A 17785-nucleotide genomic window follows, 5' to 3' on the forward strand; every position below is an offset into this window, starting at 1 on the left:
CGCTGCCAAAGACGAGTCCAAGTAAAAACACCCTCAACTTTTAGCCAAAACCAAATAGCCTCCGTTATGCGGGGGCTTTTTTATTCAGTTGCAAAGCTGTTATATAAACAACAATCTACTGCTCCCCGGCCGCAACACCAACTGTAAACCGCAGCTATCAATCGCCACCTGCATTTCCGCACACTATCTTTTCATTTTAATTTAAAAGCCTATGCTCTTTAAAACTATGTATGAATCAGATTTTAACAGGATCAGGATAGATACCAACAGCAACCTGCTTTATGCAGAATGGCTGCGCCCTGTAAATGAAGAGGAAATTAAAATTGGCAGCCTACAACTTACTGAGGTGTTGCTTGCTACCCGTATACAGCGCGCGCTGGTAAACCTGGAAGTATTTGGTGCCTTGACAGCGGAGGTGAAAGAATGGATTGTAACAACGCTGTATGAAGCGTTGCTACAGACATCGTTGCAGAAGCTGGCGCGGGTGCTCCCCGACAATGTTTTTTATCGCCTCGCGTTAGAATCGATTGTTACGCGCGCTGAAGCATTGCACGCCATCAACTTCCCGATCCAAAATTTTTGCAACCAGCAGGAAGCGCTGAAGTGGCTTACGAAAGAAGCTATACTTGTTACGCCTGCTATAAAGTAAGTAGCAAGACCCACAGCTTGCTATAATAAATGCCAGCTTATACTTCAGCAGGAACATCAGGCAGCTAGTACAGCAGGGTTTGTCTGTTCGTGGTAAGCCTCTTTTCCCAATTTCCGGAGCATGCGGTAGTGCGAGCAAATGGCCGTTAAAAACGTTGGACTTTCATTATAAGGCAAGTCAAACTCTTCAGCTGTTTGCCGCACAATCACAGCAATGGCCGGATAATGAATGTGGCATACTTTCGGAAAAAGGTGGTGCTCGATCTGCCGGTTAAGGCCACCGAGGAAAAAAGCAGCTATTGGGCTCTGAGGAGCAAAATTAGCAGTAGTCCGCATCTGGTGTTCTGCCCAGGCTTCCTCTATGTTACCATCTTCATTCGGCATCGGAAATTCAGTGCCTTCTACTACGTGCGCCAGCTGAAAAACAAGTCCCATCACCACACCTTCGGCCAGGTGCATCACCAGGAAACCGATAGCGGCCTGCCACCAAGTGAGGTCAAGCACCAGCATCGGTACGCCTATAAATAAAAAGTAATGCAGAAATTTATAGAAGAACAGGTTAAAATACTCACTTTTAGGATGTTTGGCGCTGTGCTGACCGATGCTTTTCTTAAAAAACTTAATATAGTCTTTGCGCAGTACCCAGGAGAGCGACGCCAGACCATACAGCCAGAATGCATACAGGTGCTGGTAGCGTTGAATGCTGTTTACCTTCTCAGTGGCATCCAATCGGATCAGTCCCGGTGCGACTTCAATGTCCTCATCATGACCAGGTATATTGGTGTAAGTATGATGTACAATGTTATGGGTGATATTCCACAGGTAAGGATTGGCTCCAACCAGATTAAAAATGTAGCTAAGGCCTTTATTAACATGGGAGTTGCTGGAGAAAGAACCGTGAATGGCATCGTGGCAAATATTGAAACCTACAAAAGCGGCGAAAGCGCCTAGAACTAAAGTAAGCCCCAGCATAACCAGCGGCCCAAACCAGCCAGTCAGTAACAATAAGTATAAAGCGATAAATCCGGTGAGGAAGAAAACCGTTTTGGTCCACATCAGCCCGTTCGCATTTTTAGAAATATTGTTTGCTTTAAAATGTGCCTCTACCCTGCTGCGGGTAGTAGCAAAAAAAGCAGACTGATGGCAGTTAGTAAATTTGATTTTTTTTGACATATGGTGCTGTTCAGCGAGGTGCAACTAAATGGAAATAACTTCTTGATATAGGAATTCCAGAGCCTCACTCGCTGCAATAACACCAATCAGAAAAGAAAATACAAGCTGATGCCTTTATACAATACGTAAATATAAAGTACAGCTCACCGTATGATAACGTACAATTCTGCGTAAAAGTACCACAAATAGAAAAGAAAGTTACTGCAGAACTAGCTAAATGTATCAAACCATACCTATATTAAGCTTCAAACATACTACCATTCGCGTTTGCAGCATTTGCAAGAGGAAAGGCATGCGCGAGCACGTACCTGAAAACGCAGAAGCCAGTCTGAAGTCTAAAAATAAATACCAGCTTTAAACAGCTACAGCCGCGTTTTCGGGCGAAGCTGGAAATTAATCAAGCAAAAATGAATGGTTTTACATATATTTATGTCTTAATAGTATACTAAACAATTATTATGAATCAAGGAACAGTAAAATTCTTTAATGACCTGAAAGGGTTCGGATTTATTAAAGAAACAAATTCAGATCAGGAGTATTTCGTACACGTATCTGGACTTATTAACGAAATCCAGGAAAACGACGAAGTAACTTTTGACTTGCAAGAAGGAAGAAAAGGCTTAAATGCGGTAAACGTAAAACGCGTTTAATAAACCATATCAGTCGTAGAAAAAAGCCTTACTTACCCGTAAGGCTTTTTTCTTTTTATTTATTATTGCCTGGTCTCTAAAACTGCCGCTGCTAATAGCAGCAGGCGTTCTATTTATCCGCACGAACGGGCTTAAGATTAGCTACAATTGTTTTAAAATCGTAGGCAGTAATAGCAAATAGACATTATTAACCTAAACGTACATTATGGGTCGATCTCAGGAAACATTTAGTAAAAAAGAAAAAGAAAAGAAGAAGCTGAAAAAGAGACAGAACAAAGAACAGAAAAAGGAGGAACGAAAAGTGAACTCCAATAAGGGAAAGAGTATGGACGAAATGATTGCGTATGTAGATGATTTCGGCAACATTACTTCTACACCGCCAGAGCCAACTCCCGATCCGGAAAAGTAAGACGATTGTTGCACCTCAAAGTGTGGGCCTGCTGATACGCCATCCTACTGTTTCTCAGATGTAAATTGCGTCCTGTCCGGAGCAGATCATCAGGAAAACGAGCTGGTAAAGGCAGCATCCCACTTTTTTTATGTCCTTGTCCTTACAATCGGTGTAGCAGAAAGCCTCTTAGAGTACACACATGAACAGAAGCAGCAATTTCGAAATATTCAAACACCTGCTTGATCAAACTAACAAGGTATTATTCTCCTATGAACTGGAGAGTCGCAGAATCGTTTCTTTAAACAGCGCCTTTGATCAGATCTGGAAGATTCCGGGTGAAAATGTATTAGCAGATTCGGCTGTTATATTTGATACAATCCATGTGGATGACAAGGAGTACCTGGCTAAAGAATATGCTGAGCTTCTGAACGGCATTCCGAAGCGCGACCTGGAGTTCCGCATTGTGCTTCCGGATAAAGTGGTAAAATGGATCTGCATGACGCCGCAGCTAATTACTGATCGCGATGGGAAACAATTTATTGCCGGTATTGCTGAAGACATTACCGCAGCAAAAGACAATATTGGCAACCTGCAGAAGTTTGCCGCCAAAAAAAATTCGATCCTCGAGATCCTGTCGCATGACCTGGCAGGCCCAATTGCCAACATCCAATCCTTATCAAACCTGCTTTCTGAAAAAGTAGAAGCGTACGAAAATGCCGACCTGAGCAACCTGGTTGACATCATACAGGCAAGCAGCAAAAACAGCCTCCAGCTGATCCGCGATTTTGTGAATCAGGAATTCCTCGAATCATCAAACACCAGCTTGATTAAGCGCAGAGTGAACCTGGTGGAGAAGGTGCAGGAGGTGATTGAGCAGTACAAGGATGGGAAGCAGATACTTAAGAAAGACATCCGGTTCAACACTTCAACAAAGGCGATTTATACTTCTATAGATCAGAACAAGTTTATGCAGGTTATCAATAACCTGATCTCTAATTCCATCAAGTTTACGCGCGACGACGGCATTATAGAAGTTGACCTGCAAGATCAGGGAAACACCGTTTTAGTTATTGTAGAGGATAATGGCATAGGCATTCCTAAAAAGTACCACAAAGAACTGTTTGATAAGTTTACCAAGGCAAGGCGCGAAGGCCTGAAAGGTGAACCAACCATTGGATTGGGTATGTCCATCATCAAAACGATTGTGGAGTGGCATAACGGCCAGGTGTGGTTTGAAAGTGAAGAAAACCAGGGCGCTACCTTTTACATCGAGATACCGAAGGATTAACCTGCCCTAGCAGCCTTGTGCTGCTTACAGGTAAACAGCTGTATAGCTAATAGTAACTGCTTATACTTGCCGCAGCCTTCTTTCCTACCCGCAACGCAGCAGAAAATATTGTGATGAAAGCTTACCTTTGCGAGCACAACGCTTACCTGTATGCAGCACCGCCATTTCATCATTCATAAGCCCTTCGGCTATATCAGCCAGTTTGTTTGCGATAAAAAGAAGAAAAAGCTGCTAGGCGAGCTATACGATTTCCCGGTAGGCACCATGGCTATTGGCCGACTGGACGAAGGCAGCGAAGGTTTGCTGCTACTGACAACGGATGGTTTGGTTAGTGAACAGGTGCGCAGCTGTAAAGTTGAAAAAGAGTATTATGCACAGGTAGATGGCCTCATAAGTGATGCAGCGATTGCACAACTGCAGCAAGGGGTTCTTATCGGCATTGAAGGCACACATTATCGGACTAAACCATGTATAGCATCGCGGCTTACAGCTGATCCGGGATTTGCCGAACGCAGCCGGCGTATTCGGGATGACAGGCATGGCCCCACCAGCTGGGTGTCTATCACGCTCACAGAAGGCAAGAACCGGCAGGTGCGAAAGATGACTGCCGCTGTCGGCTTCCCTACCTTGCGCCTGGTACGTGTGCGGATCGGGGCTATTCAATTGGGCGACATGTCGCAGGGAGCTGTGCAGGAGGTAACAGAATTCGCCCTCTCCCCGGCTCTCTTCAACCAGGCAGTAATACCTCACTCCTGCTCTGAATCACCTTAAAGTATACTTGCAGCATCGCCTTGGCAGGTACCTCACACAAGTATTGCAGACCTTTAACCTAGCGAAAGCAGCACAAGAATACGTTACTTGCTGTGCTGCAGCTATACTTTGCTTCTGCACTTCCTTCTCGCATACTACTGCAAAAGACCACGGGTACAGCCTATACTTCTAATTGCCTCGAAGTATAGGCTGTACCCGTGGAATCTTTGGAACTACATATTAAACATGCCTGAAGTATAATGTAGCACCGCCGTTTTAAAAGCTAGTTGCGGGAGTTATCCGGCTTGTTAACACTACATTGGCGATAAACTGATACGCCTGTTACTTCGGACTGAAGCGATGCTTTTATTTTATTTTATAAACTTTACCGGTGTTTCCACTTGGTCCTGAATTGTCGGTGGTGAGCACGTAAAGCTCACCTGCATTGTCCTGGCCGAAGCCAAGGAGGTAGTGGCCCAACTCGTGATCAGGTGTGTTACTGATGGAGAGCTTGCGATGGTTCCAGTTACTTGCGTTAGCCGAAGCATGAGAAGCAAAGATAGCTCCGCTCTTTTCCGCATCTCCCTGCGACCAGACGCCGAATAAGTAGTCGCCACCAAGGCCAAGCACGTTGTTTAAGCCCCTGTATACATAGCCGCCAACTACTACAACACCAAGGCCACCAGCCACGTGTTCAATGTTACCGAATTCAATAACCGGATCGATCAGAATGTTGCCCCAGATATCGGTATCCGGACATTTGCTAAGTGGGTGCAGCGGATCAGCGGTGTTAAAGCAATGGCGGCCCTCTTTCACATTCCAGCCATAGTTACCGCCTTTTACCACCACATCCACTTCTTCGTAAAGCTCCTGCCCGGCATCACCGGCAATCAGCATGCCGGTCAGCTTATCGAAGGAGAAGCGGTACGGGTTGCGGAAGCCGAAGGCATAGATCTCATCCAGGCCCTCCTTACCAACAAACGGATTATCATTTGGTACACCATAAGGCGAGCCGTTGTCCACGTCCAGCCGCAGGATGTTGCCCTGCAAGTTCTGCGTAATGTCCTGCCCGTTGCCGCCGTCATTTACCTTATACCAGTCTTCCACGTGGCCTAAGTCGTCATCGCCGCCGCCGCCGCCATCACCAATCGAAACATACAAGTATCTGTCTGGCCCAAACATCAGAGTGCCGGCATTATGGTTCAGCTGTGGGTGATCGTCAGCCAGCAGGATTTTTTCTGATGATGGATCGGCTATGTCCATATCACCAGGCATCACCCTAAACTCCGAAACATAGTTTGTATGATCGAAATTACCGGGAGCTGATCCGCGGAGAGGTCCGCTGTAGTATACATAAAACCGGCCATTTTGTGCATAGTCCGGGTGGAAAGCCAATCCCAGCGTGCCTCTTTCGTCATAGCCGGGCCGAATCTGTACCAGCTTGTTTCTGAGATCCAAGAAGGGGGTTTCCTGCAGTTCGCCGTTTTTGATTACCCGGATCACTCCTATCTGGTCCACCACAAAGAGGCGTTGAGGATCGCCGGGTGCCTGCGTCAGAAAAACCGGGGAAGTGAGCCCCTCTGCCACCAGGTCTAACTTAATTGAGTCGCTGTTTCCGATCGGGAAGTTGTCGTTGTCTTTATTACAGGCCAGCAGAAGCAGGCCCAGACCAAACGTAAAGACTGTTTTTAAGGTTTTGGTTACTTTCATAGGTAAAAATTAAGCTTGAGAGATAAGATTTTACAGCAAAGTGAGGAACGGCTGCAAGCGCGTTAGCGGTGTGTCACTAGCAGGTGCTGTTATATAAGGGTGGTGTACATTCCGCGGCTTAAAGGGTAAGCAGCCGCCTGTTTGCTGCGCCAGGTATGAAAAAGGGCAGCATTTAACTTAAGTAGCATACCGCGTTTCTTCCTTCACGCATTAACTTGCCGGATGGTTGCCTGTGTATATAATTTTGATAAGCTAATAATATAAATTTTAATAAAGCAGGATGCCTTGATCCCTGCTGCGACAAGAATGAGCAACCAACACTTGCTTACTCGGTAAGCTCATCATTTTATACTAGCAGTCAGAATTTGATGTGCGCGCAGGTACCTTGAATGAATACATTTCATACATATGCATCAATTATTTTACTGAAAGACGGCCTGTAACTTATTAATTACAAGTATATTAAACTCTAATTATACTTAACTAAACTTATCAAGTATGAACCAACCCAACCTTTATGCCTTAAAACAGTATTATACTCCAGATAAAATATATATAAAAATATATTCCTCTTTAGATTGAATTCTGATCTTCTTTACGACCGTCAGCTTCAAAATCATTCTGATGCTTTATCTGCACCATCTCCACTGTTGCAGTTTAACAGGTATGCGGTGGCGGGCCTGCAAAACACATGGTCCATTTGTTTTGGTAAGCAAGTCCTGTATGCTTTAACCATCTATTTATCAGCTACTTTACCCCTTATTACTCCTGCCGGTCAATCATCCTGGCCGATGCCGCCATATATTCCGATTGCAATCAACATTGTATGAAAAGAAAGCTTACTCAAACTTTAATATCCCTCTTAACAGCAGGCAAGTGGACTACCCTTTGCCTGGCAACCGGTATACTGGCAAGTGCACAATCTGCCTTCTACCTTCCGGAAGTTACTGCTGCGGCTACCAACCATCCACAGCCGCCAATCCCTTTTTCAACCTTTGTTATGCAGGGCCAGGCATCTGCAGCTATTCCTGACTCGCTACGACCTTATGTATCGGCGGTGCGGCCGGCAAATGATGCATCTGAAGTAGCTCTAGATAAATCTGTTTCCGTAGACCTGGAATTTCCGAGTGGCAAATCCATTGATGGTAGTACTGTTAACAGCACAAACGTGCGGCTATACGAGGTAATCGGCGTTTTTAAAAAGCCGGTTTCCGGCACGGCGGTTAATACGACTGCTGCCGGAGATGCCATTACGCTTTCCGCCTCCCTGGCGCTGAATACCACTTATCAGTTTGAAATAACAGATCAGGTAAAGGACCTGAACGGCTATGCGATGAAACCGTTTACGTCCCGCTTTACCACCACCAACACGACCCCAACGGAAATGGCAGGATTGGACGGCGTGGCTTTTACACCCAAGACGCTCATCACCACCAGCCCGGGCGATGATGGCTTCACAACATTGGTTATAGGCCCGGACCATCGCCTGTATGCTACTACCTCCGGCGGCAAAATTGAACGCTGGGATATTGATGCAAATGGTTCACTGAACAACCAGGTAACGATCGCCCCTTTTGGTGACACCCGCCAGTTATTGATCGGTTTCCATTTTGACCCTTTTGCAACAGCCGATAACCTGGTGGCTTGGATGAGCCATTCCTCGGCATCTTTTAATGGTGCACCCGATTGGTCGAGCAAGATCACTCGTATTGACCTGAATAATCCGGACAAGCCCGAGAGCAAAACGTATGTTACCAACCTGCCGCGCTCCACAAAAGACCATGCCATCAACTCGATTGATTTTGGCCCAGATGGTGCGCTTTATGTGCTGATGGGTAGCAACACGGCCATGGGAGCGGCAAATAAGTTGTGGGGCAACAGGCCGGAAAGGCTTTTATCAGCCGCTGTTCTTCGTTTGGATATTTCTAAAGCAGAAAAGCAAACGCTGCCGATAGATGCCAAAACGCCTGACGGCGAAGGCACCTACAATCCTTATGCCAAAAATGCACCGCTCACGATTTTTGCAACGGGCATCCGGAATGCTTACGATATGGTGTGGCACAGCAACGGCCAGTTATACGTGCCCACAAATGGCTCAGCAGCAGGGGGCAGCACACCTGCACTTACAACTAGCACCATCTGGTCAAATGGCAAGCCCTATACCGGTGTGGATGTTCCTGCGATGAACAATGTACGTGCTACCCAAAGCGATTATCTGTACCGGGTGGAGAAAGGCGGCTATTACGGACACCCGAATGCGCTACGGCATGAATACATCCTTAATGGCGGCAACCCCACCGGTGGCGAAGATCCGGCCGAAATAGTATGGACCAACAAAGGCAAGACGTACGGCTATGCCGTGGGTACTCCAAAGGAGCCAAACTTCCGGGGCTGGGTGTATAATTTTGGCCCTAATATATCGCCAAATGGCGCCATAGAGTATCGCAGCAATGCCTTTGACGGTAAGCTGCAGGGCCGGCTTTTGATCTGCCGGTTTAGTGGCGGTGACGACCTGATCGTGCTGGAGCCCAGCCCAACTACCAAGGAGATTGTAAGTGCAGTTGAAGGTATTCAGGTACCCGGCTTACGCCGCCCCTATGCCAACCCGCTGGATGTAGTAGAAGATGAGTTTACAGGCAACCTATATATTTCAGAATACTTTGATGTAAATGGCAAAGGCAAGCCACAGATCACGCTGCTAAAAGCAAATGACCCGGCAAAGATCATTATGCCTCCAGCTGATGAGCCGGTGAGTATGCTGGTTTACCCGAACCCAGTAAAAGATAGAAAAATGATCCTGATGCTGCATCAGTTGGGGCAACAAGAGGATGTGCTTATCACCATGATCGACGTGGAAGGACGCATTGTAGATGTCCGGAAACTAACGTCTAAAGCAGATGGCACCCTTAAAACAGAGTTGATCGTAGCTCCCGCGCTACACGGTGGCTTATACTTTGTTAAAGCTCAGACAGCATCCGGCAAGGTAGAGTATAGAAAAGTGATTGTGCAGTAAAGCCCTCAGTGCTTTACTGGCCGGCAAAGAAGTGTTTAGTCGCGCGCTCCTAACCAGGCCATTGCATCTTCTTTCGTATCAAAGGTCTGCAACTGGTAAGGGCGTGTACCGCGTGGTACCTGGTTGATATTCGCTTGCACTCTTTTTTCCCGATCTGGGTCTAAGGGCAGTACGTGCGCCACTTTCAAAAGCCGGGTCTTCATTAGATCGCTGGTCAGTTGCAAGGCCACGGCTCTGCCTTCCTTCTCGCTAACCCATACTTCGGAATCACTCGAATCAAGCAACAGTTTGCGTACATCGTAATTGCGGATGTTCTCTACCAAAACAGCCAGGCTGTGCTTGATCACCGGAAGCTGCAAGGATCCCAGATCAGGGTACTCCACGTAAAGAATATCCGTGGAGGGGTTATAATGCATTTTAAGAGGGCTGTTCGGGCTAAGGATCATGAAAGAAGCATATGGCAATAGTTTCGGAATACCTCCGATGGTAATCTATGTGGATTAGCCTTACCAGACTGAAAGTCAATTTTATACAGCAACATTTTCAGCAGAATCTTCTTACATTTGGCGCTCTAGTTTCAATTCAGCTTTGTCCTGTTAATGCCGCCTGTTGCCAACTGTTTGACTATATGCAACTGTTACCCAGCTAAAGCAGACATTGCCTAAGCTTTGTTGCCATATTTTTCTAAGATAAAGGTGTACAGGTAGCCACACCTAAAATTACAGTAAATAGCTTTTTTAAACATCAGCAGTTATACTGAGATTGCCATCAACAAATACGTAGTTTTCAAAAGCCCCTGCTAAATCATATGAAGATCCTTTGCAACAAGCACCGTTCTGATGCAAGTTCTAGCAAACTTCCCCGATTGCAGGACAAGTATAAAACTGAATTATAGCTCCTTTATATTTGTAGAGCAATCAGGTTTTACCAGAACGGAGCTAGGGAAACTGTCGCCTGTGCTTCTTACAATAGCATTGAGAAAAGCGCAAAAAAACGCTGCTATACGTAGCAGCGTTCCGGAAAATGGGGTGCTTGCCGCTGGCTAAATGCCGGGCAAGTTGCTTGAAGCTAATAGGCAAGACTTCCCTTTAAAACACAATACGTTCAAAGAAAATGATTTACTGCGGTGTAACAGTAAATTTACTCTAACACCTCGCACTCAAATCCCTGCTGATGCAAAAGCTCTGTTACCGGCGCAATAATCTCAGCATAGTGTACTACCTTCAAAATATGGTCACAATCATCCAGGTCAAAGGTGATCTTTGCTGCCGGTAACTTCTGTTGCAGTTGCGCCAGAAGGTTGTCCGCTGTTGATTTATCCGTAATGTTGGTTTTAAAGATTTCCACCATCGTGTAAGCTATTCCTTAACCGCATGCTTCCCTTGCCTGAAAATGCAACAGCCACTGATTCCCAAACTGATCCGTGAGATCGCCAAACAAAGCTCCCCAGAACGTAAGCTCTAGCGGATTCGTCTTCGTGCCGCCATGGGCCAGCTTTTGGTAACAGGCCCTTAATTCCGCCTCGCTGTCGCAATGAAGCATCATAGCAACTCCATTGCCCCGGTTTAAACCCGCTTCGCCCACCATATCCGACCCCATCAATACCAGGCTGCCGCTTGTGAGCGTTGCATGCAGAATGCAGGACTGCAGGTGCTTTGGCATTTTAGCTGCCATCGGGGATTCGCCTACCGTTTGTAAGCTGAGTTCCCCGCCCAGGCTCTGCTGGTAAAAAGTCATGGCCTGGCGGCAGTTTCCGCTAAAAGTCAGGTAGGAGTTGATGTTCATGCGGCTTCGTATGCTTTCACCAGGTCCGGAATACTCAGTTTTTTCATTTTCATAAAGGCCTGCATCACCTTTCCTGCTTTTTCTTTATCGCGCAGCAGCGAGGGCAGCTGGGCCGGTACAATTTGCCACGTCACCCCAAACTTGTCTTGTAGCCAGCCGCATTGCATCGCAGTGCCTCCCTCCACAAGATTATCCCAGTAATGATCAACTTCATCCTGCGTCTGGCAGGTGACCACAAACGACACGGCTGGGGTAAATGTATACACTGGACCTCCGTTCAGGGCAACAAACTCCTGCCCTTCCAACTGGAAGCTGGCTGTCATGACGGTGCCTTTTGGTAGCGGCGCTCCATCGGCATAATAGGTCACGGTGCCGATCTTCGAATTGCTGAAAATGGAAGTATAAAACTTCATGGCTTCCTCTGACTGGTTGTCAAACCAAAGAAAAGGCGTAATTTTTTGCTGTATCATGTTGGGTATATTTGTTATGATTGCGTTTCTACATACTTGCGGAAGTTATCCAGAATGGCTTGCCATCCGTTCTTCTGTAAGTCCAGCGGATGACTGGTTTCCGGTTCAAAAACTTCTGTCACGGTGGTTTCGTTGCCCTTCGAGGTAAAAATAACAGACACTTTCCGGCCATCGTTCAGCGTGTAATCTATAGCTTTTAAGGGTACGATTCGGGTATAAACGCCTTCAAATTCAAAGGCCATACTTCCATCCTTAGCTGCCATTGTGGTGCTGAATGTGCCCGTAACCTGCAGGTCGTTCACGGCATCAGGCGCATACCAATCATCGGAGGCATAATACCACTTTTTGATGTGGCGAGCTTCCGTCCAAAGTGACCATACCTGGGCTACAGGTGCCGCAAGAGTGGTCTCCACTGTAATGGCTGTTATTTCTTCCGTTTTCATACTTATAAAGTTAAGATAAAGGACTTCACGCACGTGTTAAGTTTTAGCTACTGTCGATTTTAGCTTTCTGGTGGCAATTGCATTGTATATTTCTGCTGCTGCTTATGCTAAAATCATTTAAACAAACTTACAGTAAACCACTAGATTATGAGACGGGCGATAGCGACAATAAAAGGGTAATTTGCGACAGGATTACTTATATTTGAAGTATGAAGCATGTCTCGATACTTGTTCCGGAATCGTCTGTAATGCAGGCCATAGCAGATCCGCGCTACCTGTTCACGGTTGTTAACCAGTTTTTGGCGATGGAGGGCAAACCGCCCCTGTTTCAGGTGCAACTGGTAGGCCTCAACCATGAAGTAAAACTAAATGGCGGCCTATTTACGGTGCACACAGATAAGCAACTGCAGGAAGTCAGGACAACAGACCTGGTGTTTATACCTGCCCTGGCTGGCGATATGGCCGGTGCTGTTGCGGCTAATCAGGAGCTCATCCCCTGGATTCAGGCGCAGTATGATGGTGGTGCAGAAGTAGCTTCGTTGTGTGTAGGTGCCTTTTTGCTGGCTTCTACCGGCTTGCTTGATGGCAAAAAATGTTCGACGCATTGGGGTTATGCCCAGGAACTCAGAGAAATGTTTCCGGCAGTGGAGGTAGTGGATGGCAGCATCGTGACGGAAGATACACGCCTTTATTCCAGTGGCGGAGCCAACTCTTACTGGAACCTGCTGTTACACCTGGTAGAAAAGTATACCAACCGCGAGACCGCTATACTTGCGTCCAAGTACTTTGCCATTGATATTGACCGCAACAGCCAGGCAGCATTTGCGCTGTTCAAAGGGCAGAAGAATCATAACGATGCGGTTATCCAACAGGCACAGGAATACATTGAGCAACATGTAACTGAGAAGATTACGATAGATGAGCTGGCCGCTACTGCTGCAGTCGGCCGACGGAGCTTTGAGCGCCGTTTCAACAAAGCCACCAACAATTCGGTTCTGGAATACATTCAGCGGGTAAAGATTGAAGCGGCCAAGCGAAGCTTTGAATCCAGCCGTAAGAATATCAACGAAGTGATGTTTGATGTTGGCTACACCGATACCAAAGCATTCCGGACTATTTTCAAGAAAATCACGGGCCTGACGCCCCTCGCCTACCGCAACAAGTATAATAAAACCGTTCGCAACTAAAGTATAGCTACTCACTTTACGCTACTGTTAAGAAAATTTGATGCGTTTTACTTCTGCACAATCTCTGCTGCCCCCCTTGCTGGTTTGATTAGGCAGAATATCTAATGCCTTCATCATAAGGGATAGCAAATAGCAGAAGAGCTTTCTGCTTTGACAGCAGTAAACTCCTGACAACATGAAGTTTAAGCAACAGCTCAGTCGTTTTTCCCGGTAGATGTTGCTTCTTTATGCTTGTTGAGCATGTCTACCAGCAAACCGGACCAGGTAAAATCCTCTGCTCCATGCCCTTCTCCGGTAAAAGGGTCGTAGTACTCTCTGAACCCGCTTTTATGGATCAGCCGCTTTACAGTCAGCAGTAATTCTTTAGCTTGATCGTTATAGCCCTTTTCCAGCAGAAAGCCTTGCACAAACCAATTAAAAACAACCCAGGTAGGACCACGCCAAATGTATAAGGATTCGCCCGGTTTAAACGCAGGCTCATCTATGGCAAGCGAGGGAATCGGAAACTGGACATGAAAGCCATCCTGGTGGAACAGGTGCGTTTCCAAAACTTTCCTGCAGACATCTCTAGGCACACTCTTGAGTACCACGGGGAAAAAGATTGTAGCAGTATGCACCTTCAGTTTTGTGAAATGATGGCCATACAGGTCAAAAAAAGCTGCTTCCGACGCATCATACATGTACTTCAGGATACTGGCAGCTGTCTTTTCGGCCTGTGCAAAAAAACGAGGTCCAGCATCATCCCCTGCCAGGCTGCATAAGTGTGCCAGCGCTTCCAGGTTCTGCGCGTAGATTGTGTTAAACGCAGCATCTTTAACTATAAATCTGTTGCTTTTGTAAATCTTAGGCAGGTTATACCCCATCCGGAAGTTATGGGCATCTACCTGCAGCACCTTCCAGAACAACAGCGGACCGCCAACGCCTTTGGTATACTTTAGCACTGGATCATAGCTGGCTTTCCAGTCCATACCTGATTCAAAGGGTGTAATAATGGAGAGCAGTCCCTCCTGCTCAAAGTCGCGGTTGGTGGCTAGCCAGCCATAGTATGCTTTGAGCTTCGGCAGCATCTCTTTCAGAAAAGCGGTATCGTGGCTCTTTTCATAGATGCGGAGTACTGCCTGTGCTGCCAGCGGTGGCTGCACCAAAGCAGACATGTGCGGTTTGTAGAGCCGCAACACGTCGCGGGGCTTCAGCTGCAGCAGGTCGGTAACGCGGGCAGGCCACAGCCGTTCCCAATAGCTCATGTGGCCAACAAAGCCATCTGCTTGCTGCATCCGGAATAAGCTCCTCATGTGCTTTTTTGCCATCTCCACCTCTCCCAACTCGGTAAGTATAAAGATGTGAAAACAGGTGTCCCAGAAGTATTGGAAGGGATATGTGCTGGGGGAGGGCTTGGTATAATGATAATTAAATCCGGCTTTCCGGCCACTAATCATGTTTTTGTATAGCAGCTCCCGTACGAGCTCCTTTATTTGCGCATCGGTCTGCAATGCGTCCTCCTGTTGTACTTGTTTTCCTGCTATATCCATTACTTTCAGTTATACCGCACTATTAGCCTGTTGTGCGGCTGCCGTATACTTTAAGCGCTTACAGATAGTCTTTGTTTTTAAGCTATACCCATCCAGTCTCTCCTGCTTTGCTCCCTGCTTTACGGGCTTCAACCTCATTTAGCTCCGCACGTTATACTTTGCTAACCTATTCATTTTAACAACCAACGCCTCTTTTTGTGCTGTCTGATCATATCAGAACTCTACAATAAACCCAAGCGTCGGCACCAGGTTGCCATCGTCGTTGCTGAGGATGACGGGCAGCGCGTTTGCGCCGTCGGCTCGCAAGGCAGCGTTGTCGGTGGTAGCAAAGCCAGTGTTGTCTTCGTTGCGCTGGAAAGTATAGCGGTCATAGCCGGGCGTTTTGCTGGCAAGCACGTTGGCTATGTCCAGGAAAAGGTCCAGGGTAGCGCGGTTGAAATTCCATTTCTTGTCTACACGAATATCAAGCTGGCTGAAAGGGCGCAGCCGCTCTGTGTTAAGCCTGGCATAATCAAGTATGCCCACGCCCAGGGAAGCATAGTTCCTTTGTGACGCTTCCAGGTCGAAAGGCGTTGTGGGCGCCCCACCTGCATAGCGGTATTTCGCCCCAAGCTCCCAGTTGCGACAAAGCTTTTTACCAAACAATCCGGATAGCAGGTGTCTGTAATCCCAGGCACTGGAGATGTAGCGGCCATCACTTCCGGCAAATTCACTCCGCACGTAAGTATAAGAAAGCACATAAAAAGTGCTTTCTGTCAATTTCTTCTGCATGTAAAACTCTAGGCCATATGCCCGCCCATCGCCAGTTGTGCGCACGGCCTCGTTCCCAATAGAACCAAAGTCACCGCCCTGGTTAGCCAATGAGATTCCATCGCGTACGGAGACAGGATAGTTATTATAATCTTTGTAGAATCCTTCCAGGGTAAATCGTAAATCCGGGCGAGGCAGGTATTCAGTGCCCAGCACATAATGGATGGCTTGTGTGTAATCGGCTGATTTGTTCAGAAACGCTCCTTTTTTCTGAAAGCCAAGAATAGTATAGGAAGGGAGTTTATAGTACACGCCGGATGACGCATTCAGGGTCCACTTATCAGACACCAAGTATGAAAGTGCCAGACGCGGAGAGAAGGTTTTTAAAGGATTTCGCCCTTTCGCTGTAAACGTATTCATATCAGAGCGGATGCCAAATGAGATGCCTAGTTTATCGTTATATACAGACCTGGACACCTGCCCGAAAGCGCCATACCTGAAAAAGCTTAGGTCGGTATTATAATCCAGGGTTATACCTGGCTGCACTACGTTACCAGCTGCGTCGCGGAGCTCACGACGTATCTGGCTAAAAAGATTGTTCGTAAATTGCACATACTGGCCTGATATCCCATAGGCATACCGGAAGCCATACTGATACTTATTTACATCGATCCGCAACTTGTTCTCCGTTTCGCGGGAGCTGGATTGCAGCGTTTTAAGGGGAACGCCGCCGGTTTGGGCTGCCTCGTTCTTCTCCAGGTCGATATTAAAAGTGTTCCGGCTTAAAGCTACATTTACATAGCCTTCATTTATTAGCCGCTTTAAGGCTATGCCGGTCGTATAATTCCATTGGTTGTTCAACGGAATAGAACGCAGGATATACTCGTTTTCAGGGGTGCTGTTGCGGGGTACGCCAAACGAGAACTCGTCTATGGCCCCTACACCTATAAAGGAGAGTGATGTTTTGGCATTTATTTTATTGTCAACTTTATATTGAAAATCCCAGTAATTGGGCCGAATGGGCAGATCGAGGAGTTTGAATAGAAACTGCAGATAGGAACGCCGGGCAGATACCAGGTAGGTTGTTTTGGAGCCGATGGGCCCTTCAAAAGTAGTGGCCAGTTCCGATCCGCTCAGGCGTATGTTCCCGGAAAAGCGATCGGGGTTACCGCTGCGCTGGCTGAACTCAAACACAGCGGCCAAAGCATTACTATAACGGGCATCAAAGGCTGAAGAACTTACTTTCAGGTCTTCAATAAACGAGACGTTCAGTATTCCGGTAGCTCCACCTGCACTGCCTTGGGTGGTAAAGTGGTTGATAAGCGGTATCTCGATTCCATCCAGGTAATACACGTTTTCACTGGGCGCACCACCCCGGATGATGAGGTCATTGCGGCTGCCGCCCCCTGTTCCGCTGGTAGCCATGCCTGGCAGCACCTGCACCACCTTCGAAATATCGAAATTACCTCCTGGGTTGCTACTGATCTCCTCCGAACTCAGGCGCTGTACCGACAAGGGCGTTACCAGGTCAGCTGCGGCGGCACTTTGTCTGCGGTCGGCCACAATTTCTACCTGTTGCAACTGGCTGCTTGCCGGCACCAGTTCAAAATTCAGTATCTGCATGTTGCCAGCCGTAATACTGACGTTGAACTTGCTTAACGTTTGATACCCTACATAAGAAGCTTGCACGGTAAAGGAGCCAACAGGAACACGTTCTATTCGGAAGTCGCCCTGTGCATCACTCAAAGCACCCAACTGTGCCCCTGCTAGCACAACAGAGACTCCGACAAGTGGCTCCTGTGTATTTCTGTCTCTGACACTACCAGTAATCACACCCGTTTGGGCCAGCGTAAGTATCGGGAAAAGCAATGCTAAAATAAATAACAGCCGCATGGTACCTGTATGTTGTAATGGTAGTACATACTTAGGCGTTTAATGTTTGCAAGCCGCGCCATTTTGTTTATCTGGAATCCTGCACTGTAGTTTCGTTTTACAGAA

Annotated in this window: 15 protein-coding genes and 1 pseudogene; 7 read left to right on the forward strand and 9 right to left on the reverse strand. The window is 47.0% G+C overall.

The window, feature by feature from the left end; all coding sequences use genetic code 11:
* Positions 1-211: 211 nt before the first annotated feature.
* Positions 212-649 (forward strand): hypothetical protein, encoded by a 438-nt coding sequence (locus ABDW72_RS12820; protein ID WP_347158970.1) that lies wholly within the window; start codon positions 212-214, stop codon positions 647-649.
* Between the two features lie 56 nt (positions 650-705).
* On the opposite strand, the gene ABDW72_RS12825 is transcribed toward ABDW72_RS12820, so the two are convergent.
* Entirely contained in the window at positions 706-1821 is a 1116-nt protein-coding gene (locus ABDW72_RS12825; protein ID WP_347158971.1) for a fatty acid desaturase family protein, read from the reverse strand.
* 458 nt (positions 1822-2279) lie between these two features.
* On the opposite strand from ABDW72_RS12825, the gene ABDW72_RS12830 reads away from it, so the two are divergent.
* The 4 genes and pseudogenes from ABDW72_RS12830 (at position 2280) to ABDW72_RS12845 (ending at position 4921) form a co-directional block, all read left to right on the forward strand.
* Positions 2280-2471 (forward strand): cold-shock protein, encoded by a 192-nt coding sequence (locus ABDW72_RS12830; protein ID WP_347158972.1) that lies wholly within the window; start codon positions 2280-2282, stop codon positions 2469-2471.
* A 205-nt stretch (positions 2472-2676) separates the two neighbouring features.
* Positions 2677-2859 (forward strand): annotated as a pseudogene (locus ABDW72_RS12835) (cold shock domain-containing protein); the annotation flags it as partial.
* A 202-nt stretch (positions 2860-3061) separates the two neighbouring features.
* Positions 3062-4150: a PAS domain-containing sensor histidine kinase gene (locus ABDW72_RS12840; protein ID WP_347158973.1), complete on the forward strand. Its 1089-nt coding sequence runs from the start codon at positions 3062-3064 to the stop codon at positions 4148-4150.
* A gap of 150 nt (positions 4151-4300) precedes the next feature.
* Complete coding sequence (locus ABDW72_RS12845; protein WP_347158974.1) at positions 4301-4921, forward strand: pseudouridine synthase; 621 nt, start codon at positions 4301-4303, stop codon at positions 4919-4921.
* A gap of 345 nt (positions 4922-5266) precedes the next feature.
* On the opposite strand, the gene ABDW72_RS12850 is transcribed toward ABDW72_RS12845, so the two are convergent.
* Entirely contained in the window at positions 5267-6610 is a 1344-nt protein-coding gene (locus ABDW72_RS12850) for a PQQ-dependent sugar dehydrogenase (RefSeq protein WP_347158975.1), read from the reverse strand.
* A gap of 826 nt (positions 6611-7436) precedes the next feature.
* Here ABDW72_RS12850 and ABDW72_RS12855 point away from each other — a divergent pair.
* Positions 7437-9623, forward strand: a complete 2187-nt coding sequence (locus ABDW72_RS12855; protein WP_347158976.1) for an Ig-like domain-containing protein — start codon at positions 7437-7439, stop codon at positions 9621-9623.
* Between the two features lie 35 nt (positions 9624-9658).
* Here the strand turns inward: ABDW72_RS12855 and ABDW72_RS12860 are convergent, their stop codons facing one another.
* The 5 genes from ABDW72_RS12860 to ABDW72_RS12880 form a co-directional block, all read right to left on the reverse strand.
* A complete protein-coding gene (locus tag ABDW72_RS12860; protein ID WP_347158977.1) occupies positions 9659-10039 on the reverse strand; it encodes a hypothetical protein in 381 nt (126 codons plus the stop codon).
* Between the two features lie 724 nt (positions 10040-10763).
* Positions 10764-10973: a hypothetical protein gene (locus tag ABDW72_RS12865; protein ID WP_347158978.1), complete on the reverse strand. Its 210-nt coding sequence runs from the start codon at positions 10971-10973 to the stop codon at positions 10764-10766.
* A gap of 15 nt (positions 10974-10988) precedes the next feature.
* Positions 10989-11408, reverse strand: coding sequence for a VOC family protein (locus tag ABDW72_RS12870; RefSeq protein WP_347158979.1), 420 nt, complete (start codon positions 11406-11408; stop codon positions 10989-10991).
* Entirely contained in the window at positions 11405-11878 is a 474-nt protein-coding gene (locus tag ABDW72_RS12875) for a VOC family protein (protein WP_347158980.1), read from the reverse strand. Before ABDW72_RS12875 ends, ABDW72_RS12870 begins: the two co-directional genes overlap by 4 nt.
* A gap of 14 nt (positions 11879-11892) precedes the next feature.
* Positions 11893-12321 (reverse strand): SRPBCC domain-containing protein, encoded by a 429-nt coding sequence (locus ABDW72_RS12880; protein ID WP_347158981.1) that lies wholly within the window; start codon positions 12319-12321, stop codon positions 11893-11895.
* Between the two features lie 209 nt (positions 12322-12530).
* Between ABDW72_RS12880 and ABDW72_RS12885 the strand changes: the two genes are divergently transcribed.
* A complete protein-coding gene (locus ABDW72_RS12885; RefSeq protein WP_347158982.1) occupies positions 12531-13508 on the forward strand; it encodes a GlxA family transcriptional regulator in 978 nt (325 codons plus the stop codon).
* Positions 13509-13702: 194 nt separating this feature from the next.
* Here ABDW72_RS12885 and ABDW72_RS12890 read toward each other — a convergent pair whose 3' ends face one another.
* Both ABDW72_RS12890 and ABDW72_RS12895 read right to left on the reverse strand, forming a co-directional pair.
* Positions 13703-15037, reverse strand: coding sequence for an amylo-alpha-1,6-glucosidase (locus ABDW72_RS12890; protein ID WP_347158983.1), 1335 nt, complete (start codon positions 15035-15037; stop codon positions 13703-13705).
* A gap of 213 nt (positions 15038-15250) precedes the next feature.
* Positions 15251-17680, reverse strand: coding sequence for a TonB-dependent receptor (locus ABDW72_RS12895; RefSeq protein ID WP_347158984.1), 2430 nt, complete (start codon positions 17678-17680; stop codon positions 15251-15253).
* Between the last annotated feature and the right edge of the window lie 105 nt (positions 17681-17785).

Source organism: Pontibacter chitinilyticus, assembly GCF_039748935.1.
Taxonomy (GTDB): domain Bacteria; phylum Bacteroidota; class Bacteroidia; order Cytophagales; family Hymenobacteraceae; genus Pontibacter; species Pontibacter chitinilyticus.